The organism is Streptomyces sp. NPDC092296 (assembly GCF_044755465.1).
GTDB lineage: Bacteria > Actinomycetota > Actinomycetes > Streptomycetales > Streptomycetaceae > Peterkaempfera.
Genome location: NZ_JBIVRB010000001.1, coordinates 66,097 through 89,998 on the forward strand (window position 1 = coordinate 66,097; position 23,902 = coordinate 89,998).

Here is a 23,902-nt window from a genome sequence, read left to right on the forward strand (position 1 = left end):
GGCACCCGTCCCAGCGGGACCGCCACCGGACGGACCACGGGGGACGGAGCGGCAGGGAGCGTTCGCCGCCAGCGCCCGGACCAGGCCGGGCCGCGCACCTCGCTGCCCCGGCACCAGCCGAACGATCCCGAGCGGCACTCGGTGGCGCCCACTCCAAGCCGCCGCAGACCCGCCCGAACAGCCGACCCGCCCGAACAGCCCACCCGCCCGAACAGCCCACCCGTGGCCCTGCCCGCGCCCCTCGTCCCGGAGCGAGGGCCGCCCCGGAGCCCGCCGCAGCTCACCCCCGTACCGGGCAGGGCAGGCCGCCCACCCCTTACCACGCCACCGCCTGCCGGTCACCCAGGACCGAAGCAGGCCGTACCGGACCGTAGGAAAGGCCCACCATGCGCACCAAGTCCTCCCTTGTCAGCCTGATCGCGGCCGGCGCCCTGGCAGCCGCCGTCGTGGTGACCACACCGGCGGTGGGAGCCGGACACCCACCCCTCACCCATGCGCCGGGCCCGGCCAACGCCGCCGGCCCGAGAGAGCCGAACGCCCACTGGGTGGGCACCTGGGCCGCGATGCCGCAGCTGACGGAGCCGAGCAACATGCCGCCGGCGCCCTTCACCCAGGACGACGCCGTCCTGGTGAACGCCACGGTGCGCCAGACCGTCCACGTCTCGGTCGGCGGCAAGCACATACGGCTGCGCATCTCCAACGCGTTCGGGGGCGCGGCGCTGCCCATCACCGCGGTGTCCGTGGCCCTCCCCGCCGGCGGCCAGGCCGGCACCGGCGCCATCCAGCCCGGCACCACGCACCCGGTGACCTTCCAGGGCCGGTCGTCGGCGTCGGTACCGGTCGGGGCGCAGGCCGTCTCCGACCCGCTGGACTTCCCGATCCAGCCCGACTCCAACCTCACGGTGACGCTCTACCTGGCCGACGGCCAGGCGTCCACCTCCATCACCTCGCACCCGGGCTCCCGTACCACCTCGTACCTGCTGACCGGCAACCATGTGAAGGACGCGAACCTGGCCGGGGCCGCCACCGCCGACCACTGGTACTTCCTCAGCGGCGTCGAGGTCTGGTCCAAGGCCGACACCTCCGCCGCCGTGGTGCTCGGCGACTCCCTGACGGACGGCCGCGGTTCCACCACCAACGGCAACGACCGCTGGCCCGACCAGCTGCTGAAGCGGCTGGAGAGCCGGCCGGGCTCCGCGTCGGTCGCGCTGCTCAACCAGGCGGCCGGCGGCAACCGGCTGCTCAACGACGGGCTGGGCCCCAACGGCCTCGCCCGGGTCGACCGCGACATCCTGGCGCAGAGCGGTGTCGACTGGCTCCTGGTCTTCGAGGGGATCAACGACATCGGTACGGCGGACGCCACCAAGGCGGCCCAGCGGCAGGTGGCAGCCGATGTCATCGCGGCGTACGAGCAGATCGTCGCCATGGCGCACGCCCAGGGCATCCGGGTGTACGGGGTGACCCTGACCCCCATGGGCGGTGCCGACTACGACGACCCCGACGGCTACCGCGAGGCGGCCCGGCAGACGGTGAACACCTGGATTCGCACCAGCGGCCGGTTCGACAGCGTGATCGACTTCGACCGGGCCGCCCGCGACCCGCAGCACCCCCGGCAGCTGCGCCCCACCTTCGACGTCGGAGACCACCTGCACCTCAACCCGACCGGCTACCAGGCGCTCGCGGAAGCCATCCCGACCACCCTCTTCCGGCAGCAGCCGCTCACCCCGGGCTTCGGCTACAACGGCTGACCCCCGGCGACCCCGGGCCGACCGTCCCACCCGGAGCGGACGGCCGAAACCCACCCGATAGCCCATGAAAACGCGAAAGGCCCAGCTCATACGGAATGAGCTGGGCCTTGACCGTGTGGGCCGCCAGGGGCTCGAACCCTGAACCTACGGATTAAAAGTCCGCAGCTCTGCCAATTGAGCTAGCGGCCCGGTGGCGGTGCGGCCGTAGGGTGCGGCTGCTGCCGGAAGAAGACTACCCGGAGATGCCGGTGGCTTCGCCATCGCATTGCGGAGCCGGGGGCCGAGATGTGGCGCCGGGAGTACGGCAGCGGGCCCGCCCCGTGCGATAGGGCGGGCCCGCGGCCGTCAGAGTGCTGAGTCGGCGTCAGCCGTTGCGCTTCCAGCGCGGCTTGCGGTCACCGAAGCCACCGCCGCCGGTGCCACCGTTGTCGCGGCGCTCGAAGCCCCGGCTGCCGGTGCCGCCGCTGCGGTCGCGGTCGCCGTACGACGAGCCGCTGTGCGTGCCCTGCGGGCGACCGGTGCCGGAGCGGTGGTCGTCGCGCCGGGCGAACGGACGGCTGGTGCGGTCGCGGTCCCCGAAGGACGGGCGGGCGCCACGGTCGCGGTCGCCGCCGTACGGGCGGTCGAAGGAGCGGGCCGGGCGCTCGCCGCCACGGTCACGGTTGAAGCTGCCGCCACGGTCGTCGCGGCGCTCGAACGAACGGCCGCCACGGTCGTCGCGGTCACGGTCGAAGGAACGCGCCGGACGCTCGCCGCCACGGTCGCGGTTGAAGCTGCCGCCACGGTCGTCACGGCGCTCGAACGGGCGACCGCCACGGTCGTCACGACGCTCGAACGAACGGCCACCACGGTCGTCGCGGTCACGGCTGCCGAAGTTGCCCCGGTCGTCACGACGCTCGTACGGGCGACCGCCACGGTCGTCGCGGCGCTCGAACGAACGGCCACCACGGTCGTCGCGGTCACGGTCGAAGGAACGCGCCGGACGCTCGCCGCCACGGTCCCCACCACGGTCACGGTCGCGGTTGTACGGCGGGCGCTCGCTGCGCGCCTCGCGGTACGACGTACCACGCTCGCGCTCGCGCTCCTGCGGCTCGGCCGCGGCCACGGCCGGGGCCTGCTCGGCGGGCTCGACCACCGGAGCGGCGGCGGACTCGTCGAGGGTGACGACGGCCTCGGCCGGCGCCTCGTCCTCGATGCCCAGCTCGGCCCGCTCGCGCGCCGCGCGGGCGGCCAGCCGGTCCGCGTCCTCACGCAGCTCGGCCGCGCGCCGCTGGAGCTTCTCCAGGTGGCGGGTCACCTCTTCGACCTCGCGCTCGGCGGCCTTGGCGGCACCGGCCGCGCCCTCCGCCTGGACCTCGGTCAGCGAGCGGGCGCCGGTGATCCGGGCCACATCGGCGTCGAAGGCGCCGCCCACCACATGGCGGGAGGCGTCGACCCCGGCGTCCTCCATCAGCCGGAAGATGCCCCGGCGCTGGTGCGGCAGCACCAGGGTGACCACGATGCCGGAGCGGCCGGCACGGGCGGTGCGGCCGGAGCGGTGCAGGTAGTCCTTGTGGTCGCCGGCCGGGTCCACGTTCAGCACCAGGTCGATGCCGTCGACGTGGATGCCACGGGCGGCGACGTCGGTGGCGACCAGGACGTTGACGTATCCGTCCTTGAAGTCGCCCAGGGTCCGGGTGCGGGCGCCCTGGGTCATGCCGCCGTGCAGCGCGTCGGCGCGCACCCCGGCCTCGATCAGCTGCTCGGCCACCCGGTCGGCACCCATCTGGGTACGGACGAAGATGATCGTGCGGCCCTTGCGGGCGGCGATCGCGTTGGTGATCGGCGCCTTGTCCTTGGGCTTCACCACGAGGATGTGGTGGGTCATGGTGGTGACGGCGCCCGCCGACGGGTCGACCTCGTGGGTGACCGGGTTCTGCAGGTAACGCTTGACCAGGGTGTCGATCTCGTTCTCGAGCGTGGCCGAGAAGAGCATCCGCTGGCCGCCGGCCGGCACCAGGTCGAGGATCTCGGTGACCTCGGGCAGGAAGCCCATGTCGGCCATCTGGTCCGCCTCGTCCAGGACGGCGATCTGCACCTCGTCCAGCGTGGCGGCACCACGGTCGATCAGGTCGCGCAGCCGACCGGGGGTGGCGACGAGGACGTCCACGCCGCGCTCCAGCGCGTAGATCTGGCGGGGCATCGACGTGCCGCCGCAGACCACCTTGAGGTTGAGGCCGAGCACCGAGCCGTACGGCTCCAGCGCGTCGGAGACCTGCATGGCCAGCTCGCGGGTCGGGACCAGGATCAGGCCGCGCGGCCGCTTGGCCCGGGTGCGGCCCTCGGCGAGCCGGGTGAGCAGCGGCAGGCCGAAGCTCAGGGTCTTGCCGGAGCCGGTGCGGCCACGGCCCAGCACGTCCTTGCCGGCCAGCGCGTCCGGGATGGTCGCGGCCTGGATCGGGAACGGGACGGTGACGCCGCGCTTCGCGAGGGCGCGGACGATGTCGTCGTGCAGGCCCAGGTCACCGAAGGTGGCGGTGGGCTCCTCGACGGACCCCGCTGCGGGGGCGTCGGCGTCGATGTCGGCGGCGTCGTCCAGGACGTCCGCCGGATCGGTGACATCCGCCACATCGGCGGTGAGGGCGTCGGGGACCACTACGGCCTCGACGGGGGCATCGGCGGCGGAACCGCTCGCGGGCATGGCGAAGCGGTCGTCGTCAACGAGAGACATGCAGAACCTTCCGGAAGTGGCACGCGCCTAAGTCCGCGGGTTCGCACAGACCGCCTCGATGCAGTCAAGCCACGGATCGCCGGAACGCGCCAAGAGCGCCTGAGATGAGCGGCGCCGGGCAGAGGAAATCAAACGATCTGCCACTATAGACGCCACGAACGGGCGAACGCAAATCGCCCCTTTGGAGCAGGGGTGCGCCCGCCGTCCGCCCAGCGGCACACACCGCCGGGCTGTTGTGCCCAACCGTACCGGACCGCGCCGCATTCCCGGTCGCCACGGCTCAGCCGCCGGTGCCGCCGCCGTCGCCTGCGGCGGGCGGGGGGTCCTCACTGCTGGGGCTGGGGGTCGGGTCCGGGGCGTTGGACGGACCGCCGGCGGGCGTCGGCGGCGGGACGACCGACGGCTCGCTCGTCGGCCGGGAGCCGCCGCCCCCCGTACCGCCGTCGCCGTCCGTACCGGCGGACGAACGGCCCCCGGAGCCGCCGGCGCCACCGCCGACCGGCCCACCACCCCCGCCGGCCCCGCCACCGGCGGACCCGCTGCCCGCGCTCGCCCCCGGGCCGCCGGGGTGCGGGTGCTCGGAGGGCCGGTCATGGGGACGGGCCGACTCGCCCGGGGACGGGGAGGGGCTGGCCGTACCGGTCGGACGCACCGGGGAGTGGGCCGCCGCCGCGCCGGTGGACCCCGCCGGCACCGGCTGCGCGCCGCCCGGCCCGGCGGCTGCCCCGCCCGGGGTGGCTTCGGACCCCTGGTCGGCGGCGCCCTGACCGCCGTTCTGCGAGCCCTGGGAGGTCGGCGCGCGGCTCACGTCCATGCAGCCGCTGAGCGCGGCGGCGGCCAGCACACCGGCCGCCGCCACCGCCAGCGCACGGCCGAGGGCGGCGCGGCGCGCCGGGGGCCGGGCCGTGGCGGCGGTCGCCACGGCCGGTTCGGAAGACACAGGAGTCACCGGAGTCACAGCAAGCCTCTCGCTACACACCCCACCGGGACCGCCCGCTGCGTGCGGCCACTACAGGTGCCCAACGCGCCCGCGCCCCGGAGGACACGGCCGCCCGGCCGCGCGGCCCGGTGTACGGATCGGGCCGCCCGGCCGACAATGGGTCGGTGGAGATGACCCGAGACGAGTTCGAGGCCCTGGTCGGCGACGCGCTCGACCGCATCCCCGCCGAACTGGCCAAGGTCATGGACAACGTGGCCGTCTTCGTGGAGGACGAGCCGGGCCCGGACGATCCCGAACTGCTGGGCCTGTACGAGGGGACCCCGCTGACCGAGCGCGGCGAGTGGTACGCCGGGGTGCTGCCCGACCGGATCACCGTCTACCAGGGGCCGACGCTGCGGATCTGCGAGACCCGCGAGCAGGTGGTGGAGGAGGTCCGCACCACCGTGGTGCACGAGATCGGCCATCACTTCGGCATCGACGACCAACGGCTGCACGAACTCGGCTGGGCCTGACCCGCCGAAGGGTCGCACTCGCCGAAGGGTGGTGCTCCCCGAGGGGTGGCGCCGGGCGCGTACCGCATGACGCGCGCCCCCGGCGGGAATGCTCCGGGCGATGGCCGCCGACCAGCGCAACCCGAAGCGCGCCAGGCTCCGCCGGGCCCGTGCCCCGCACCCGCCCCGCCTGCCGTGGCTCTCCACCGGCCTGCGCCGCGCCGCCGTGCTGGCCGCCGTGGCCCTGATCGGCGGCTGGCTGGGCCTGCTGGTGGCGGGCGGCTCACCGGCCAGGGTCGGACCGATGGACACCCGGATGTCGCTCCACCCCGACCTGGCCGGCGGCAGCCGGGTCGACATCGCGCCGCTGGGCGCCCTGGAGTTGGACACCCACCGCGCCCCGCTACGGCTGGACGTGGACGTACGGCGGCTGAATCCGGACGCCGCTCGGGCCATCGCCAAGGACCCGGCCCGGCTGGCCGGGCTCCAGGACGAGGTGGTCACCGGGGTGGAGCACGGCATGCTGCGCCTGGGGCTGCGCGCGGCGGTGGCGGTGGCCGCCGGGTCCTGCGCGGTCGGCCTGGTGGTCTACCGGCGTCCGGGCCGGGCGCTGACCGCCGCCGCCACCTCGCTCGGCCTGCTGGGCGCGACCTTCGGCGGGGCGGCGCTCAGCTGGAACCCCAAGTCGGTGCTGGAACCGCACTTCACCGGCCTGCTGGCCGGCGCGCCGCAGGTGGTCGGCAACGCCCGCAGCATCGTCAGCGACTTCGACGTCTACCGGCGTGAACTGGCCAAGCTGGTCACCAATGTGACCCGGCTGTACGACACCGCGACCACGCTGCCCGCCTACAACCCCGACCCGGGCACGGTGCGGGTGCTGCACGTCTCCGACATCCACCTCAACCCGGCCGCCTGGGACCTGATCCGGTCGGTGGTCGCCGACTACAAGATCGACGTGATCGTGGACACCGGCGACCTGATGGACCACGGCTCGGCCGCCGAGAACGCCTTCACCGACGACATCCCCAGCCTGGGCGCGCCCTACGTCTACGTACGCGGCAACCACGACTCGGCGGGCAGTCAGCAGGCCGTCGCCCGGCAGAAGCACGCCATCGTGCTGGACGAGGGCCGCACCGTCACCGTGGCCGGGCTGCGGATCGCGGGCTGGGGCGACCCGCAGTTCACCCCGGACCGTTCGGTGCAGGTGGGCGGGGAGGAAGCCGAGGTGGCGATGGGCCAGGCGTTCGCCGCGAAGATCACCGCCACCCGGCCGCCGCCCGACATCGCCGCCGTCCACGAGCCGACCGCCGCTCAGCAGCTTGACGGCCTGGTGCCGCTGGTCCTGGCCGGCCACACCCATGTCCGGGCCACCCGGATGCTGGACCACGGCACCCGGCTCTTCATCCAGGGCTCCACCGGCGGCTCGGGGCTGCGGGCCCTGGAGAGCAACCCGCCGAGCCCGGTGGAGCTCTCGGTGCTCTTCTTCGACCGGAGCAGCCACCGGTTGCAGGCCTGGGACGACATCACCCTCGGCGGCCTCGGCCGCACCACGGCGAAGATCGACCGCCACCTGGCCGCCGAACCCGGCGAGGCGGGAGCACCGTCCACCCCCACCGCCACGCCCGCCCCCAGCCGGACGGCCGATCGCTGACCAGCGCCGACCCCGGTGACCGGTGAGCGACCTGCCGCAAACGGTTTTGGCGTTCCCGCCCGGCATCCCATATGCTTCTCGACGTCCCCGACGGCCGCAAGGACGCCGGGTGGGCCATAAAGCCCTCATCGTCTAGTGGCCCAGGACGCCGCCCTTTCAAGGCGGTAGCACGGGTTCGAATCCCGTTGGGGGCACCGCAGTGCCTATGCGCAGAGTCCATCTGCGTTACGAGGTCCCGTGGAGCAGTTGGTTAGCTCGCCACCCTGTCAAGGTGGAGGTCGCGGGTTCAAGTCCCGTCGGGATCGCTCATCCCCTACCCTGGGGATGCGCAATGCAGTACGGCCAGGTAGCTCAGTTGGTACGAGCGTCCGCCTGAAAAGCGGAAGGTCGCCGGTTCGACCCCGGCCCTGGCCACATAGCCTGACCAGGCACAATGCCCTCGAAGCGGATCGCTTCGAGGGCATTGTGCCGTTTGACGCCAACGCTGACGCCAACGGGCCCGAACCGCAGCGGATCCAGGCAGTCGAGGCAGGAACTCCGGCAACCGGCACGATGCGACGTCGGTCACAGGGAATCGTCGCCTGGGCCACTCCACCTCCTCCCGAGGCCGAGCCGAATAACGCGCGTCGCCGCGCCACCAAAGCAGTAGCGTGCAGCCATGACATGGCGGGGACCGACATATCGGATGGTGGACGGGGAGAGGGTCGACGGGGTCTGGTGCCACGTCTGGCAGCGGAGCCAATGGGATGGGGAGTACTTCCTCGACGATCTGATCGTCTTCGCGGACGGCGCGGTCAGGTGCCAGGAACGGACCGACCTGGCCGGCTTGGAGAAGCTACTGGCCTCGGGCCGAATCACCGTGACACGTCCCGGGGCTCCCGATCTTCGTGACGAACCCTCGAAGTGGCGCTCCCGCCGCGGTGAACCGTTGAGCCCGGAAGGGTTCCTGAGCGAGGTCGCCGACAAGATCGAGGAGCTCAACGGCCGACCGACCGCCGGACAGCGCTGCTGGGAGGTGATCCAGCGCTACCAGCGGGAGCCCGACGAGCCGAACCGCAGGCTGCTGCGGGACGCCTACTTGGCGGTGCCGCCGCACCGCCGGATCTACGTCCTCGGCGACATGGACCGCCAGGACCGCCCCCTGCGGATCCTGCTCACCGATGTGGGTGAGGCCGTAGACGGCGACGGTCCGGTGGTGACAGCGGATATGCACCGGGAGGTGCTGGACTACTTCCACCGCGTGTACGACGGTGCCGCCCGCGAAGAGGAGCGGCGCACTGTCCAGTACGCCGCTGATCCGACCGGGCCCGGCCGAGCGGCCGTGATCTCCCACCAGACGGTTTACCCGCAGGGCTGGCCCGAGGTGCTGGACCTGTTCGTGCTGCGCAACGACTACCCCGTACAGATCGTCTTCGCCGACGAGACCTACCCCTCTGTACTCCACGGCTACTGGGCCCTGTCGGCAGCCGACGACGCCGATCGCCTGCGGATCCGGGAGGCGCCGTCCGGTCGGGAAGCACACGATCTGGGTGGCCGGGCGGCCCAGCGGGCAGACTGGCCCGCCCTGCGGCTCGCGGTCATGGCCGGGCTGCTGCGCGCGAAGTTCGCCCAGCACCCCGAGCTCGGCGAGATCCTTCTCTCCACCGGAGACGCGAGGATCAGCTACACCGGCTCCTCGGACTCCCCCTTCTGGCGGGACGTCCCCGACAGCCGCGGGCGGAACTGGATGGGCCGCCTGCTCGAACTGGTCCGATCCGAACTCGTCGCCGGGCAATCGCTCAGCGGCCACCGTGATCCCGAGCTGTCACAGCAATGATCAGAAAGTCCACAAGCTCACCCGCAACCGGGCCTACCCGTTCAGGGGAGGTCGACGACCGGGATTTGGCCGCGCACCTGGCCATTCAGGCGTTCATCGAGATCCGGTCCCTGGCCGGCCGCGCTCGGCGGTCCCCGGAGGAGGTCTCGTCCGCCGAGGCCCTCGACCGCATCAGACTCCTGGCCGACCTGGGCCACAACCTGCCCGTGGGCGACGCGCCGCGCGCTCGGCGTCCCGCCCGCAGGAAGCCCGGCAGTAGGCGGGAGCGGGCGATGAGGGAACGGCCGATGAGCTGGCTCTGGAACACAGCCGGCCCGGAGAAACGAGCCTGGATCCTTTCGCACGTCGAGGAGATCGGGCTCCAGTGGACTCCCCCGCCTCCGCTCCCGACCCCGCGCAAGGGAGTCCCCCCGCTCAGCACCCGCCAGCGCATAGGTTTGCTGGCAGGCTGGCCGGTGAACACCCCCTCCGGTCGTCAGCCGCTCCCCCGCGAGGCGCGGGTCCTGAAGGCTCTGGACAGCGACGCGATCTTCGCCCTCCACGAGGAAGCCGGACGCCTGCGGCTGGGCCTGGGCGGGAGCAGTCCCTGGCTGCAAGCTCACCTCGACCCCAGCGGTCCCCACTACCTTCTTCCTGACCCGGCGGACTACTACTGGCCGAACCCGGAGGCGGGACGACCTTGGTGGCAGTGCCGCGTGCTCCTGACGATGATCGACGGCGAACAGGTCAGCAGCATGCTGGCCGTACTTCCCGAGACCTTCGCCGCCCTGCCCTCGACCGTGCCGCGCTTCAGACAGCGCCGTCTCGCCCACATCGCCCGCGCCACCGAACGTGACACCGGCCTATGGGGCCGTGACCACAAGACACACTGCGGCCCGAAGCAGTGCGGATACGTCCCCGCCGATGAGGGAGGCCCCTCGACCTGACCCCGCCGCCGGGCCAGTGACACCGGTGCCCGGCAGGCCCAATGGATTTGGGTCCTACCGGACGCCGGAGGATGACGACGGGTCAGGGGAAGCGGTGAGGCGAGCGCGTCCCCGAGGCGGCTCAGGGCCTTGAGGCGCTCGGCGAGGGAGGCGTGCGCGTAGACCTTCATGGTCACGCCGACATCGCTGTGGCCGGCGATCTTCCGGACGATGTGCGGGGGCACTCCGAGGTCGAGCAGCAGGGTGATGCAGGTGTGGCGGAGGTCGTGGAAGCGGAGGTCGTCCAAGCCGAGGCGCCCGCGGACCGCGTGCCAGCTGCGGCGCAGGTTGTCCGGCTCGTACGGGGTGCCGATCCGGGACGGGAAGACGAGGCCGTTCTCCTGCCAGTCCATGCCGGGCTTCCTCGGAGATCACGAAGCGTTGTTCGCAGTCCGCCAGGGACGGGGCAGAGTGCGGCCTCCAGGATGCCGCGGTTGCCACCCTGACCGTTGACGATCAGAAGGCCCCGGGCCGGGGTGGATCGGACGTAGCCGCCGACCACCGCATCGAGCAGCGACATGAAGCTCGCCACCCGCACCGAGACCGTCCCGGGCGACCAGATGTGTTCCAGCGACAGGCCGTACGGGATCGCCGGCAGCACCCACAAGTCGTGGTGGTCGCCGTAGCGCTCGACCAGCCGGGTGGTGAACTGCTCCGCGATGACCGTGTCCGTGTTCAACGGCAGGTGGGGGCCGTGCTGTTCGACGGAGCCGATCGGCAGGCACAGCACCGATCCGGCACCGAGCTCGGCAGCGACGTCCGGGGCGGCAAGCCGACCGTACTGCCGAGCCGTTGCTGCGGCTGGCGTCACGTCCTGCTCCGGCGGCCGATCCGGATGAGGAACTCGTTGTCCTCGAGGAACGTGTCGTCGCTGCTGTGCTCGGCGAGGGCGGCTCGGACAGCGGCCTCGAAGTCGGCGAGTCGATCGCCGAAGAGATGGGGTGCGGCGAAGCTGGTCGAGTAGAGGTAGCCGAGGATGCCCTCGGTGGTCCAGGTGCGCTGGACCGGCACCCGGACCTCTTCGACCTGGTTGAACGGGGACTCCTCCATGATTTCGCTGTAGGGCCGGTTGTGGTGCTTGAAGGTGCTGCTGCCAGCTCGGCGCGGGTCTGTACGGTCTTCGGTGTAACTCCCGATCATGGAAGTAGCACCTGATGAGCGACGTGACTGCCTCGGTTGAGGGGGTTGAAGGGGTCCTGCCGGTCGAGCTGCCGGCGGACGTGCTGGACGAGCAGTTGATCGGGCAGCTGGTCGACCGGGCCCGCGCGAGCGGGCTCCAGTTGACCGGTGAGGGAGGGCTGCTGCAGCGGCTGGCCAAGCGTGTGCTGGAGTCCGCCCTGGAGGGTGGGATCACCGACCACCTCGGCTACGAGAAGCACGATCCGGCCGGCGCGGGCAGCGGCAACAGCCGCAACGGCGTCCGCTCCAGGACCGTGCCGACCGATGTCGGCCCGGTCGAGATCGCAGTCCCGCGGGACCGTGGGGGCAGCTTCGAGCCGCAGACCGTCAAGAAGCGCCAGCGCCGGCTGACCGGCGTGGACGAGATGGTGCTGTCCCTGTCCGCAAGGGGTCTGACGCACGGTGACATCCCCGCGCACCTGGCCGAGGTCTACGGCGCCAGCGTGTCCAAGCAGACCATCTCGACCATTGCCGACAAGGTCATGGACGGGATGGCCGAATGGCAGAACCGGCCGCCGGACCCGGTCTACCCGGTGGTCTTCATCGACCGCGTCCACGTGAAGGTCCGCGACGGGCGGGTGGCCAACCGGCCGGTCTATGTCGCCCTCGCCGTGACCGTGGACGGCACCCGTGACATCCCCGGTCTGCGGGCCGGCGACGGAGGCGAGGGCGCCAGGTACTGGCTCCAGGTCCTCACGGAGATCAAGAACCGCGGCGTCGAAGACGTGTGCATGGTCGTCTGCGACGGTCTCAAGGGCCTGCCGGACGCGATCGGAGCGGTCTGGCCCCCGGGCGGTCACGCAGACCTGCGTCGTCCACCTGCTGCGGGCCTCGTTCCGCTACACGGGCCGCCAGGACTGGGACAAGACCTCCCGCGGGCTCAAGCCCGTCTGCACCGCCCCCACCGCGAAGGCCGCCGAGGAACGCTTCCTGGACTTCGCCGAGGAATGGGGCGGCAGATACCCGGCGATCGTACGGCTCTGGGAGAACGCCTGGGCCGAGTTCGTGCCGTTCCTCCAGTTCGACGCCGAGATCCGCCGGACCGTCCGCACGACGAACGCGATCGAGAGCGTCAACGCGCGCATCCGCAAGGCCGTCCGCGCCCGCGGGCACTTCCCGAACGAGGCCGCAGCGCTCAAGTGCGTCTACATGGCGGTGATGAGCCTGGACCCCACCGGGCAGGACCGCAAACGCTGGACCACGCGATGGAAGCCCGCACTGCAGGCCTTCGACATCGCCTTCGACGGCCGACTCTCCATCGGCCGCCGATAACCCACACCACACGAGTCACACCGTTGGCTGGACAGTCCCTACGGTGCCGGCAGTTGGGCCCACATCCTTCGCGACCGGACGCCACCCGAGCTGCCGGCGCGGGTCAGAGGCGGCTGTAGGTTGCGATGTCCTCGGTGAACTCCTCGATCGCCTGGGCGGTGAGCGTCGGCCGGGTGTCAGCGACGGCGATGAGGTAGTCCTCGGTGGTGGCCGGGGCGCCCCGGCGGTGGACGAGTTCGCGTTCGAACGCCGCCTGCGCGCCCTTGCGGGCGGCGAACTCGATGTCGGCCGGGGTGAACAGTTCACTGACCCGCACCAGATGGTCCAGGTCCACCGTGTCGGAGGCGGGTCCGAGGTAGCGGGTCCAGATCGCCGCGCGGGCCGCCGGGTTGGGTGGCCCGATCGGGATGACGTAGTCGAAGCGGCCCGGACGCAGAAAGGCCGGGTCGAGGGAGCGTACGGAGTTGGTGGCGCAGGTCAGCAGGCGGTCGTCGTGTTCGCGGAAGCCGGGGATGAGTTTGAGCAGTTCATTGGTGACGCCGTGGCTGGGGTCGACGGCCTGACCGGACCTGGTGCCGGCGATCTCCTCGACCTCGTCGATGAACAGCAGCACCGAGTCCAGCGCGGCGAGGTCCGCGAAGACGTCCCGCAGGGCGGCGGCCAGCCCGGCGTCGGTGGCCGCCGCCAGCCGGGACGGGAACAGTTCCACGAACGGCCAGCTCAGCCGGGAGGCCACCGCCTTGGCGAAGCTGGTCTTCCCCGTGCCGGGCGGGCCGAACAGGATGGCCGCCTTCGGCGGGGTGACGCCATAGCGGTCGGCCACCGCCGGTTCCGTGAGCGGCAGCACGATCCGTCGTTCGACGACCTGCTTCTCCCGCTCCATGCCGGCCATGCCCTCCCAGAGTCCGGGGGGCAGCATCCGGCCGCCCAGGTGGTCGATCACCTCCGTGTTGGCCGCTCCGGGCGGCTCGATCCGCTCGTAGTAGACGAGACCCGTCCGGGTCAGATAGCCGGAGTGCTCCAGGGCCTTCGTCCCGGTGGCGCTCGCGGGCAGCAGGGCGCTGACCCGGCGTACGCCCAGCGCTCGCAGCCGCCGCTCCAGCTCGGCGAGCAGGGCGCTGCCGATGCCGCGGTCGCGCCAGCGGGGCGAGAGGGCCACCAGCACCACCCACGCCCGCTCGCCCTGGGTCTGCGCCACCGCCATGCCGACCAGTTCGTCACCGACCACCGCGACCACCGCCGCCTGGCCCGCTCGGGCTGCGGCCATCACCTCGGAGACCGGGAAGACCGGGTCCCGGTCATCGGCCTGGCGGTTCTGGTCCCAGATCCGGATCGCCTGGTCGAGATCGTCGTCGTGATAGTCGCGGAGACGCCATGCGGGCATCGCTACCACCTGCCCGTCGCACCCTGGTCTGTCCGGGAAGTTCCATTGTGTCCCCCCGGCGCCCTGCCTGCCAGGTCGGGGCGATGCCGCCGCCCGGGGCAGTCCGGCCGCCGGGTGGGCGGCGGCCCCCGTACAGGCCGTCCACGTCGGAGAGCCGCATCGGCAGTTCGGCGCGGACCCGGTGGCCCGGCCGAAGGGGCCTTTCCGCGCGCCGAGGTGCGGGCCCTGCGGCAGCGGCCGGGGCACCTGTCGCACACTGGCTGTGGACAGCGGCAGCACGCCGGGCAAAACCCGCGTGCGGCCGCCCGCCGTTTCTTGCGACTGTATGGGGATGCCCTCCGTGAGTTCTGCCTTCTCCGACCTGCAGGCCCGCCTGCCCGAGCTGATGCTGCGCGACCAGCGGCGGCTGGAGCGGCGCCTGGACGGCGCACGCCGGCTGCGGAACCCGGAGGCCCGCCGCAGCGTCATCGAGGAGCTGTCGGCCGAGATCGACAAGGCCGAGCTGCGGCTGGAGCAGCGGCGGGCCGCGGTGCCCGGGATCAGCTATCCCGCCGAGCTGCCGGTGAGCCAGAAGAAGGACGACATCCTGGCCGCCATCCGCGACCACCAGGTGGTGATCGTCGCGGGCGAGACCGGCTCCGGCAAGACCACCCAGATCCCCAAGATCTGCCTGGAGCTGGGTCGCGGCGTACGCGGCCTGGTCGGGCACACCCAGCCGCGCCGGATCGCCGCCCGCACGGTGGCCGAGCGGGTCGCGGAGGAGCTGGACACCCCGCTGGGCGAGGCGGTCGGCTGGAAGGTCCGCTTCACCGACCAGGTGGGCCAGGACACCCTGGTGAAGCTGATGACGGACGGCATCCTGCTGGCCGAGATCCAGACCGACCGCGAGCTGCGCCAGTACGACACCCTGATCATCGACGAGGCGCACGAGCGCAGCCTCAACATCGACTTCATCCTGGGCTATCTGCGGCAGCTGCTGCCCCGCCGGCCCGACCTCAAGGTCGTGATCACCTCCGCCACCATCGACCCGCAGCGGTTCTCGCGGCACTTCGACAACGCCCCGGTGATCGAGGTGTCCGGGCGGACCTACCCCGTGGAGGTCCGCTACCGCCCGGTGGTGGAGGAGGGCGACGGGGCCGAGGAGGTCGAGCGGGACCGCGACCAGGTGCAGGCGATCTGCGACGCGGCGGTGGAGCTCCAGGCCGAGGGGCCGGGCGACATCCTGGTCTTCCTCTCCGGCGAGCGGGAGATCCGCGACACCGCCGACGCGCTGGGGCGGATGAACCTGCGCAACACCGAGGTGCTGCCGCTGTACGCCCGGCTCTCCTCCGCCGAGCAGCACCGGGTCTTCCAGCGGCACGGCGGGCGGCGGATCGTGCTGGCCACCAATGTGGCCGAGACCTCGCTGACCGTCCCCGGGATCAAGTACGTCATCGACCCCGGCACCGCCCGGATCTCCCGTTACAGCCACCGCACCAAGGTGCAGCGGCTGCCGATCGAGGCCGTCAGCCAGGCCAGCGCCAACCAGCGCAAGGGGCGCTGCGGCCGCACCTCGGACGGCATCTGCATCCGGCTGTATTCCGAGGAGGACTTCCTCTCCCGCCCGGAGTTCACCGACGCGGAGATCCTGCGCACCAACCTGGCGTCGGTCATCCTGCAGATGACGGCGGCCGGGCTGGGCGACATCGCGGCCTTCCCCTTCATCGACCCGCCGGACTCGCGCAACATCCGCGACGGCGTCAATCTGCTGCATGAGCTGGGCGCCCTCGACCCGGCCCAGCAGGACCCCCGCAAGCGGCTCACCCCGCTCGGCCGCAAGCTGGCCCAGCTCCCGGTCGACCCCCGGCTGGCCCGGATGGTGCTGGAGGCGGACCGCAACGGCTGCGTGCGCGAGGTCATGGTGATCGCGGCGGCGCTGTCCATCCAGGACCCGCGCGAGCGGCCCGGCGAGAAGAAGCAGGCGGCGGACGAGCGGCACCGCCGCTTCGCGGACGAGACCTCCGACTTCCTGGCCTACCTCAACCTCTGGCGCTATGTCCGGGAGCAGCAGAAGGAGCTGTCCTCCTCCGCCTTCCGCCGGATGTGCAAGTCGGAGTTCCTGAACTACCTGCGGATACGGGAGTGGCAGGACATCTACTCCCAGCTGCGGACGGTCGCCAAGCAGCTGGGCGTCCAGATCACCGAACCCGAGCCGGGCGCCGAGCCGGACGCGCAGCGCATCCACACCTCGCTGCTGTCCGGCCTGCTGTCGCACATCGGTCTGATGGACGTGGAGAAGCGCGAGTACGTCGGCGCCCGGGGGGCGCGCTTCGCGGTCTTCCCCGGCTCGGGGCTGTTCAAGAAGCCACCGCGCTGGGTGATGTCGGCGGAGCTGGTGGAGACCTCCCGGCTGTGGGCGCGGATCAACGCGAAGATCGAGCCGGAGTGGGTGGAGCCGCTGGCCGGGCACCTGGTCAAGCACACCTACAGCGAGCCGCACTGGGAGAAGAAGGCCGGTGCCGTCCTCGCGTACGAGAAGGTGACGCTGTACGGCGTACCGATCGTGGCGCAGCGCAAGGTGAACTACGGGCGGATCGACCCGGAGCTGTGCCGGGAGCTGTTCATCCGCAATGCGCTGGTGGAGGGCGACTGGGAGTCGCACCACCGGTTCTTCGCGGAGAACCGCCGGCTGCTCTCCGAGGTGGAGGAGCTGGAGAACCGGGCACGGCGCCGCGACATCCTGGTGGACGACGAGACGCTGTTCGACTTCTACGACCAGCGGCTGCCGGAGGACGTGGTCTCGGCCCGGCACTTCGACTCCTGGTGGAAGCAGGCGCGGCGGGACGAGCCCGATCTGCTGTCCTTCGAGAAGTCGATGCTGATCAACGAGTCGGCGGGCGGCATCACCGAGGAGGACTACCCGGACCACTGGCAGCAGGGCAAGCTGCGGTTCCGCCTCACGTACCAGTTCGAGCCGGGCAGCGACGCGGACGGGGTCACCGTGCACCTGCCGCTGCCGGTGCTCAACCAGGTCTCCTCCGAGGGCTTCGACTGGCAGATCCCGGGGCTGCGCGAGGAGCTGGTCACCGCGCTGATCCGGTCGCTGCCCAAGGCGGTGCGCCGCAACTTCGTACCGGCGCCGAACTTCGCCAAGGCGGTGCTCCAGCGGCTGACGCCGCGCCAGGAGCCGCTGTTGCCCGCGCTGGAGCGGGAGCTGCGCCGGATGACCGGGGTGACGATCCCGCCGGAGGCATGGGGGCAGACGCCCGTGCCCGAGCATCTGCGGGTCACCTTCCGGGTGGTGGACGAGCGCCGGCGCAGGCTTGCCGAGTCCAAGGACCTGGAGGAGCTGCGGCTGCGGCTGAAACCCAAGCTGAAGGCCACCCTGTCGTCGGCGGCCTCCGGGCACGGCCTGGAGCAGGAGGGGCTGACGGCCTGGCCGGTCGGCGTGCCGACGCTGCCGCGTACCTTCGAGCGGCGCAGCCACGGCCACGCCATCCGCGCCTATCCGGCGCTGGCGGACGACGGCGGCTCGGTCTCGGTACGCCTGTACGACACGGCGGAGGAGCAGGCGCACTCGATGTGGGCGGGCACCCGCCGACTGCTGATGCTGACCACCCCCTCTCCGGTGAAGTCCATCCAGGGCAGGCTGGGCAACCAGGCCAAGCTGGCGCTGTCGAACAATCCGCACGGCGGCATCGCCCCCCTCTTCGACGACATCGTCTCCTGTGCCACTGACAAACTGGTCGCGGACGCCGGAGGGCCCGCCTGGGACGAGGAGGGCTTCGGCAAGCTGCGCGACCGGGTGCGGGCGGACCTGTACGACACCGCGGCGGACACCACGTTGAAGACCGCCTCGGCGCTGATCGCCTTCCAGCGGGCCGCGAACCGGCTGAAGGCGGTCAGCAGCCCGGTGCTGCTGCCGGCGGTGACGGATGTCAGGGCGCAGCTGGCGGCGCTGGTGCACCCCGGTTTCGTCACCGGGACGGGCTGGGCGCGGCTGCCCGACCTCAAGCGCTATCTGCTGGCCGCCGAGCGGCGGCTGGAGGCGCTGCCGGACCATCCGCAGCGGGACCTCCAGCATCTGCGGCGGGTGCAGCTGCTCCAGGAGGAGTACGCGGCGCTGCTGGCCGCCGTACCGGCCGGGCACCGACCCTCCGAGGAGCTGCTGCGGATTCGCTGGATGCTGGAGGAGTTGCGGGTCAGCTTCTTCGCGCAGACCCTCGGTACGCCGACGCCGATCTCGGAGAAGCGGATCAGCAAGGCCATGGAGGCGGCGGCCGCCTGAGCCGCCTGCGGGGCCCCGGGAGGCGGTTCGACCTGGGGCTCCGCATGCAGTAACATCAGTGTTGTCGCCGCGCGAGCAGCGACGCAGGAAGATCCTGGTCCCGTGGAGCAGTTGGTTAGCTCGCCACCCTGTCAAGGTGGAGGTCGCGGGTTCAAGTCCCGTCGGGATCGCAAGAGGCGAGAGGCCCGGAGCCGTGAGGTTCCGGGCCTCTCGCTTTGCCGTGTGCGGCCCCGTCCGGCCCCCTCCGGCTCGGGCGGGTCCAGCCGTTCGGCGGGTACGGCGGGCGGGTGCGGCGGTGTACCGTCGGCGGTCCCGACGGGCCGCTGTGATCGAGGTCAGGACCGGTATCCCAGGTAGGGCGAGGTGCGCAAGAGGGCGCCTCATGTGACGGGTGTCACGGAAGTCGTTGCGGAGCGGGGCCCTTCGGAGCACTCTCGGCCGCCTCGCGATTTAACATATGAAATTGCACAGGTGTCCGACAGTCGACGTGTCGGGGAATGACAAGAGGTCGTATCGGACCCGGCGGAGTCCGATACGACCTCTTGTGCGGTCTGGCTGAGACCCTGAGTTCCCGGTCTCCGGGGGCGGACGCGTCGCTGGCGCGTCGACCGCCCAGTGGCCTGGGAAGGGGCCGCTGTCGAAGCGTCAGGCTTCGCTGCGCTGCTGCGGGATACCCGCGAGCAGGGCGCGAACCTCCGCCTCCCGGTAGCGGCGGTGCCCGCCGAGCGTGCGGATGGACGTGAGCTTGCCGGCCTTGGCCCAGCGTGTGACCGTCTTGGGGTCCACGCGGAACATGGTGGCGACCTCAGCCGGCGTCAGCAGCGGCTCGGCGTCAGGGGTGCGAGCGGTCATGAGCGGCCTCCTCGGGAGAACCGAACCAACACGGTTCTTTCCTTCAAATTCTGCACCTTGACCCGCGATGCCCGAAATGGCATACACGGGCCGAGTCGGTAATAGGACGAACGGCTTGTCCTGGGGACTACAACTACACCATCCGTCCAGCTCCATCGGCCAAACCGCCGGAATTGGCACCTCACGGGGCCAAGGTCGACGGAAGCCGATGGACCATGCCATAGCGGACAGTCACCCCAAAGTGACGATCGGTCATGACATCGTCGAGGTACTGCTCTCCCACAAAGACCTCATCCCCCCGTGGATACACCCAAAAGTGGGCACATCCACCGACAGCTGGTCTTGTTGTCCTATTTTGCCACATAGGGACCACCTCACGTCAACGGTGAGTAGCGTCACGTTTCCGAGGTATTGACCCAAAAGGGGACGACGGCCTTGGAACACGCAAAGCAGCCCGCCCCGACACGCAGGATGCCACGCATGTCCGACAAGCCCACCGCATTGATCATGGCGTGATCAACCCCTGGCGGGAACCCGCCACCCTGGCGGGCACCGCCGTCAGCTCGCGTAGAGCAGTTCCTGCACCAGCCGCCAGCGCTCCGTCACCGTCCGGTACGCCCGGCCGGCCCGCACGCCGTCCCCGGCCCGCAGCGCGGCGATGCCCTCCGCCACCTCGGCGGCCGACCGGTCCTCGGCCAGCCGCGCCTCCGGGATGGCGTGCACCAGGCCGCCGTAGTCCAGCTCCACCAGCGACCGGGGGTGGAACTCCTCCAGCCAGCGGCCGACCTGCTCGACCCCGGAGACCAGCGGGCCCTCCTCCAGGTTCTCCCGGAGCACCCGGTAGCCCCGCGCCAGCCGCCGCCGGGCCTGCGCCATCGGCGTCAGGTAGAACAGCGCGGGCGGCGCCCCCCTGCCCGCCTCCCCCCGGCCACCAGCGGCGGCCTCGGCGCCCTCGGCGGGCGCGGGCGGCAGCGCCGGGGCGAAACGCCGCTCCTCGTCGGAGAAGAGCAGGAACCACCGCACCGGCACATGCCAGGTGCGGGTCAGAATCCACGGCCGGCCGTCCGGATGGTCCGCCCGCCAGCGCTCCCAGTCCGCCTCGGCCTGCTCGCGCACCGCCGGCGGCAGCACCGCGTCCAGCAGCGGGCGCGGCAGCTCCTCCTTCAGCTCCTCCAGCGCCAGCCAGCTGCGCAACCGCAGCCGGGAGGGGCAGACATAGGTCACCCCGTCCACCACCCGCACTAGCGCGTCCCGGCTCTCCCGCTCGGGCAGCGCCTTGGGGGTGACCGTCCCCAGCTCGGCCAGGCCACGGCGGCGCTCGTCCAGTGCGGAGGGCGCGGTCTGCACCGAGTCGGCGTCCGCGCCGCGCCGCGCCGCGTACGCCTGCCAGTGCGCCCGGTCCGGCTCCGGGAAGGCAGCCAGCGGCTCGTACACACGCAGATAGGCGGCGTAGGGCGGGAGTACCGAGGTCCGCACGGCAGTCACGCAAGGCATCGTCGCACGCGCCGGGTCGGCCCGGGGGCGGAAGGGCCGGGTTCGCCGTCCGGCATCCGGCGGGGTGACTTCCCGCGCCCGCCATACCCGACGGGACCGCCAGGACCTACGCTTCGGTGCAGGCGCCCGCACCCACAGCAGCGGGCCGTACCACGGGAGTCACCACAGTGACCGACGTACAGCAGCAGTCAGCCCCGTCCACCAGCACCGGGGTGCTCAGCCGCATCTTCGGAACCGAGTCGGAGGGAGCCCCCGGCGACGGCCACGAGCAGGTCGTCCTCTGCCACGACCGGCACTCGGGCCTCAAGGCGGTCATCGCCCTCCACTCCACCGCGCTCGGCCCCGCCCTCGGTGGGACGCGCTTCTACCCGTACGCCTCCGAGGAGGCGGCCGTCCAGGACGCGCTCAACCTCTCGCGCGGCATGTCGTACAAGAACGCCCTTGCAGGACTCGACCACGGCGGCGGCAAGGCCGTCATCATCGGCGACCCGGCCGAGATCAAGACCGAGGCGCTGCTCCGCGCCTACGGGCGCTTCGTGCAGTCCCTGCGGGGGCGCTACATCACCGCCTGCGACGTCGGCACCTACGTGGCCGACATGGACGTCATCGCCCGCGAGTGCGACTGGGTGACCGGCCGCTCGCCGGAGCACGGCGGCGCCGGCGACTCCTCGGTGCTGACCGCGTACGGCGTCTTCCAGGGCATGCGGGCCAGCGCCCAGCACCTCTGGGGCACACCGACCCTGCGCGGTCGGCGGGTCGGCGTGGCCGGGGTCGGCAAGGTCGGGCACCACCTGGTGCAGCACCTGGTCGAGGACGGCGCGACGGTGCTGATCACCGACATCAGCGAGGCGTCGATCGCCCGGGTCCGCGCCGCGCACCCGCAGGTCGAGGTGGTCGCGGACGCCGACGCGCTGATCCGCGCCGATCTGGACGTGTACGCCCCCTGCGCACTCGGCGGCGCGCTGAACGACGGCACCGTGCCCGCGCTGACCGCCTCGGTGGTCTGCGGCGCGGCCAACAACCAGCTCGCCCACGCCGGGGTGGAGAAGGACCTGGCCGACCGGGGCATCCTGTACGCGCCCGACTACGTGGTGAACGCCGGCGGCGTGATCCAGGTGGCCGACGAGATCCACGGGTTCTCCTTCGAGCGGGCCCGCAACAAGGCGTCCAAGATCTACGACACCACGCTGGAGATCTTCGCCCTGGCGACGGCGGACGGCGTCCCGCCGGCCGCGGCCGCCGACCGGCTGGCCGAGCGCCGGATGTCGGAGATCGGCCGGCTGCGGACGATCCTGCTGCCGGACGGCAGCCGGGGCTAGCGGCCCCGGTGTGTGATTGGTCACCGGCGCGGCGCGGCCGCCCCCACCGCGCGCGCCGGTGACCTGCCAGAATGAGAACGCGGTTCTCACCCGATGGCTCCGAACGGGGGATGCGACGCCCTCCGGCGGGGGATAATCGGTCCTGCGACGGCGGTCAGCAGGCTCCCCCGGCCGCCCTGCGGAAGCAGTCGGCTACCCTCGTGACCAGGAACGACGCAGTCGCGAGGCACGGTAGTCTGCGCCACGTCGTCCGGGCGACGTACCGCCCGGCGGCGGAAGCAGGTACCGTTATTGCTCTAAGGAGCGGTTCTCTCGATTCGGAGAGACCGTTCCCGCACATGAACGCGTGTCAGACTCGGGGCCGTGAGCCCCGTCGTTGAGGGGGTCGACCCATGGGGCGCGGCCGGGCCAAGGCCAAGCAGACGAAGGTCGCCCGCCAGCTGAAGTACAACAGCGGCGGCTTCGACGCTTCCCGTCTGTCCCAGGAGCTGGGCGTACCGTCGAACGAGCCGGTGCCGGTCAACGGCGAGCCGTTCGAGGACGAGGACGAGGACGACCCCTACGGGTCGTATGCGGATTACTACTCCGACGAGGGCGACGGCGAGGACGGCAGTCGTTCCCGCCGGGGCGCCTAGCCCTCACTCCGCCTCCGCACCGGTCCGGGGTCCCGTACCCCGGACCGGGCCTTGGCGTATGTGGCGCCGGCGCGATGCTCAGCCGGCGGTCGGATAGCTGTTGTAGAGCGTGGCGCCGGACTCGTGCTCGGCGCCGCGCTCCACGACGTCTCCGAGCAGCCATGCCTCCAGGTCGCGGTCGGCCAGTGCCGACAGCACCACGTCGACCGACTCCGGCGGCACCACGGCGACCATGCCGACCCCCATGTTGAGGGTCTTCTCGATCTCCAGGGTGGACACCTTGCCGACCTCGGCGACGGTCTGGAAGATCGGCAGCGGGGTCCAGGTGCCACGGTCCAGCCGGGCGTGCAGGTGGTCCGGGACGACCCGGGCCAGATTGGCGGCCAGGCCGCCACCGGTGATGTGCGAGAAGGCGTGCACCTCGGCGGTCCGGGTCAGCGCCAGGCAGTCCAGCGAGTAGATCCGGGTGGGCTCCAGCAGCTCCTCGCCCAGCGTGCGGCCGAACTCCGCGACCTCCCGGTCCAGCTTCCAGCCGGCCCGGTCCAGCAGCACATGGCGGACCAGCGAGTATCCGTTGGAGTGCAGCCCGGAGGCGGCCATCGCGATCACCACGTCACCGGCCCGGACCCGCTCGGCGCCCAGCAGCGCGTCCGCCTCCACCACACCGGTGCCGGCGCCCGCCACGTCGTACTCGTCCGGCGAGAGCAGCCCGGGGTGCTCGGCGGTCTCGCCGCCGACCAGGGCGCAGCCGGCCAGCACGCAGCCCTCCGCGATGCCCCCCACGATGGCGGCGATCCGCTCGGGGTGCACCTTGCCGGTGGCGATGTAGTCGGTCATGAAGAGCGGCTCGGCACCGCAGACCACCAGGTCGTCGACGACCATCCCGACCAGGTCGCGCCCGATGGTGTCGTGCTTGTCCATCGCCTGCGCGATGGCGACCTTGGTGCCGACGCCGTCGGTCGAGGTGGCCAGCAGCGGCCGCTCGTACCGCTTGAAGGCGGAGGCGTCGAAGAGCCCGGCGAAGCCGCCGAGGCCGCCGACCACCTCGGGCCGGGTGGCCCTGCCGACGGAGCTCTTCATCAGCTCGACGGCACGGTCGCCGGCCTCGATGTCGACACCGGCCGCCGCATAGGTGGCGCCGGAGGAGGTCTGTTCGGTCACGGGAGCGGCCCTCTCGGG

General features: G+C 71.8%; 15 protein-coding genes, 5 tRNA genes and 3 pseudogenes. 13 read left to right on the forward strand and 10 right to left on the reverse strand.

Annotated elements, in window-relative coordinates; all coding sequences use genetic code 11:
* Positions 1 to 386 precede the first annotated feature (386 nt).
* On the forward strand, positions 387 to 1,748 hold the full coding sequence (locus tag ACIQGZ_RS00330) for an SGNH/GDSL hydrolase family protein (protein WP_402598333.1): 1,362 nt from the start codon (positions 387 to 389) through the stop codon (positions 1,746 to 1,748).
* Positions 1,749 to 1,864: 116 nt separating this feature from the next.
* Here the strand turns inward: ACIQGZ_RS00330 and ACIQGZ_RS00335 are convergent.
* The 3 genes from ACIQGZ_RS00335 to ACIQGZ_RS00345 all read right to left on the reverse strand — a co-directional run bounded on the left by ACIQGZ_RS00335 (position 1,865) and on the right by ACIQGZ_RS00345 (position 5,398).
* Positions 1,865 to 1,937: transfer RNA gene (locus ACIQGZ_RS00335), tRNA-Lys, on the reverse strand.
* Positions 1,938 to 2,112: 175 nt separating this feature from the next.
* Positions 2,113 to 4,458, reverse strand: a complete 2,346-nt coding sequence (locus ACIQGZ_RS00340) for a DEAD/DEAH box helicase (RefSeq protein ID WP_402598335.1) — start codon at positions 4,456 to 4,458, stop codon at positions 2,113 to 2,115.
* 280 nt (positions 4,459 to 4,738) lie between these two features.
* On the reverse strand, positions 4,739 to 5,398 hold the full coding sequence (locus ACIQGZ_RS00345; protein WP_402598337.1) for a hypothetical protein: 660 nt from the start codon (positions 5,396 to 5,398) through the stop codon (positions 4,739 to 4,741).
* A gap of 170 nt (positions 5,399 to 5,568) precedes the next feature.
* On the opposite strand from ACIQGZ_RS00345, the gene ACIQGZ_RS00350 reads away from it, so the two are divergent.
* The 7 genes from ACIQGZ_RS00350 (at position 5,569) to ACIQGZ_RS00380 (ending at position 10,282) form a co-directional block, all read left to right on the forward strand.
* On the forward strand, positions 5,569 to 5,910 hold the full coding sequence (locus ACIQGZ_RS00350; protein WP_402599934.1) for a metallopeptidase family protein: 342 nt from the start codon (positions 5,569 to 5,571) through the stop codon (positions 5,908 to 5,910).
* 100 nt (positions 5,911 to 6,010) lie between these two features.
* Positions 6,011 to 7,540: a metallophosphoesterase gene (locus tag ACIQGZ_RS00355; RefSeq protein WP_402598338.1), complete on the forward strand. Its 1,530-nt coding sequence runs from the start codon at positions 6,011 to 6,013 to the stop codon at positions 7,538 to 7,540.
* A 121-nt stretch (positions 7,541 to 7,661) separates the two neighbouring features.
* A tRNA-Glu gene (locus ACIQGZ_RS00360) sits at positions 7,662 to 7,734 on the forward strand.
* 37 nt (positions 7,735 to 7,771) lie between these two features.
* Positions 7,772 to 7,845 (forward strand) — tRNA-Asp (locus ACIQGZ_RS00365).
* Between the two features lie 35 nt (positions 7,846 to 7,880).
* Positions 7,881 to 7,954, forward strand: a tRNA-Phe gene (locus tag ACIQGZ_RS00370).
* A 271-nt stretch (positions 7,955 to 8,225) separates the two neighbouring features.
* Positions 8,226 to 9,356: an NADAR family protein gene (locus tag ACIQGZ_RS00375; protein WP_402598340.1), complete on the forward strand. Its 1,131-nt coding sequence runs from the start codon at positions 8,226 to 8,228 to the stop codon at positions 9,354 to 9,356.
* A gap of 65 nt (positions 9,357 to 9,421) precedes the next feature.
* The gene (locus tag ACIQGZ_RS00380) at positions 9,422 to 10,282 is read left to right on the forward strand and encodes a hypothetical protein (protein WP_402600022.1); all 861 of its coding nucleotides are present in this window, start codon (positions 9,422 to 9,424) and stop codon (positions 10,280 to 10,282) included.
* A gap of 206 nt (positions 10,283 to 10,488) precedes the next feature.
* Here the strand turns inward: ACIQGZ_RS00380 and ACIQGZ_RS00385 are convergent.
* The 3 genes and pseudogenes from ACIQGZ_RS00385 to ACIQGZ_RS00395 all read right to left on the reverse strand — a co-directional run.
* Positions 10,489 to 10,674, reverse strand: a pseudogene (locus ACIQGZ_RS00385) (tyrosine-type recombinase/integrase); the annotation flags it as partial.
* Positions 10,675 to 10,742: 68 nt separating this feature from the next.
* Positions 10,743 to 11,132: pseudogene (locus tag ACIQGZ_RS00390) on the reverse strand (creatininase family protein); the annotation flags it as partial.
* Entirely contained in the window at positions 11,129 to 11,371 is a 243-nt protein-coding gene (locus ACIQGZ_RS00395; protein ID WP_402598342.1) for a hypothetical protein, read from the reverse strand. The pseudogene ACIQGZ_RS00390 and the gene ACIQGZ_RS00395, both read right to left, overlap by 4 nt.
* A 113-nt stretch (positions 11,372 to 11,484) precedes the next feature.
* Between ACIQGZ_RS00395 and ACIQGZ_RS00400 the strand changes: the two are divergent.
* Positions 11,485 to 12,772, forward strand: a pseudogene (locus ACIQGZ_RS00400) (IS256 family transposase).
* Positions 12,773 to 12,875: 103 nt separating this feature from the next.
* Here the strand turns inward: ACIQGZ_RS00400 and ACIQGZ_RS00405 are convergent.
* Positions 12,876 to 14,156: an ATP-binding protein gene (locus tag ACIQGZ_RS00405; protein WP_402598344.1), complete on the reverse strand. Its 1,281-nt coding sequence runs from the start codon at positions 14,154 to 14,156 to the stop codon at positions 12,876 to 12,878.
* 331 nt (positions 14,157 to 14,487) lie between these two features.
* Here ACIQGZ_RS00405 and hrpA point away from each other — a divergent pair, with 331 nt between their 5' ends.
* Both hrpA and ACIQGZ_RS00415 read left to right on the forward strand, forming a co-directional pair.
* The gene (gene hrpA / locus ACIQGZ_RS00410; protein WP_402598346.1) at positions 14,488 to 18,423 is read left to right on the forward strand and encodes an ATP-dependent RNA helicase HrpA; all 3,936 of its coding nucleotides are present in this window, start codon (positions 14,488 to 14,490) and stop codon (positions 18,421 to 18,423) included.
* Between the two features lie 96 nt (positions 18,424 to 18,519).
* Positions 18,520 to 18,593: transfer RNA gene (locus ACIQGZ_RS00415), tRNA-Asp, on the forward strand.
* A gap of 475 nt (positions 18,594 to 19,068) precedes the next feature.
* Here ACIQGZ_RS00415 and bldC read toward each other — a convergent pair.
* Both bldC and ACIQGZ_RS00425 read right to left on the reverse strand, forming a co-directional pair.
* Entirely contained in the window at positions 19,069 to 19,275 is a 207-nt protein-coding gene (bldC, locus tag ACIQGZ_RS00420; RefSeq protein ID WP_003949541.1) for a developmental transcriptional regulator BldC, read from the reverse strand.
* Between the two features lie 558 nt (positions 19,276 to 19,833).
* The gene (locus ACIQGZ_RS00425) at positions 19,834 to 20,769 is read right to left on the reverse strand and encodes a hypothetical protein (RefSeq protein ID WP_402598348.1); all 936 of its coding nucleotides are present in this window, start codon (positions 20,767 to 20,769) and stop codon (positions 19,834 to 19,836) included.
* Positions 20,770 to 20,981: 212 nt separating this feature from the next.
* On the opposite strand from ACIQGZ_RS00425, the gene ACIQGZ_RS00430 reads away from it, so the two are divergent.
* Both ACIQGZ_RS00430 and ACIQGZ_RS00435 read left to right on the forward strand, forming a co-directional pair.
* Entirely contained in the window at positions 20,982 to 22,088 is a 1,107-nt protein-coding gene (locus ACIQGZ_RS00430) for a Glu/Leu/Phe/Val dehydrogenase dimerization domain-containing protein (protein WP_402599935.1), read from the forward strand.
* 392 nt (positions 22,089 to 22,480) lie between these two features.
* Positions 22,481 to 22,723, forward strand: a complete 243-nt coding sequence (locus tag ACIQGZ_RS00435; protein ID WP_402598349.1) for a DUF3073 domain-containing protein — start codon at positions 22,481 to 22,483, stop codon at positions 22,721 to 22,723.
* Between the two features lie 78 nt (positions 22,724 to 22,801).
* On the opposite strand, the gene purM is transcribed toward ACIQGZ_RS00435, so the two are convergent.
* Positions 22,802 to 23,884 carry a phosphoribosylformylglycinamidine cyclo-ligase gene (purM, locus tag ACIQGZ_RS00440; protein ID WP_402598351.1) on the reverse strand — a complete coding sequence of 361 codons (1,083 nt, stop codon included), beginning with the start codon at positions 23,882 to 23,884 and terminating at the stop codon, positions 22,802 to 22,804.
* Between the last annotated feature and the right edge of the window lie 18 nt (positions 23,885 to 23,902).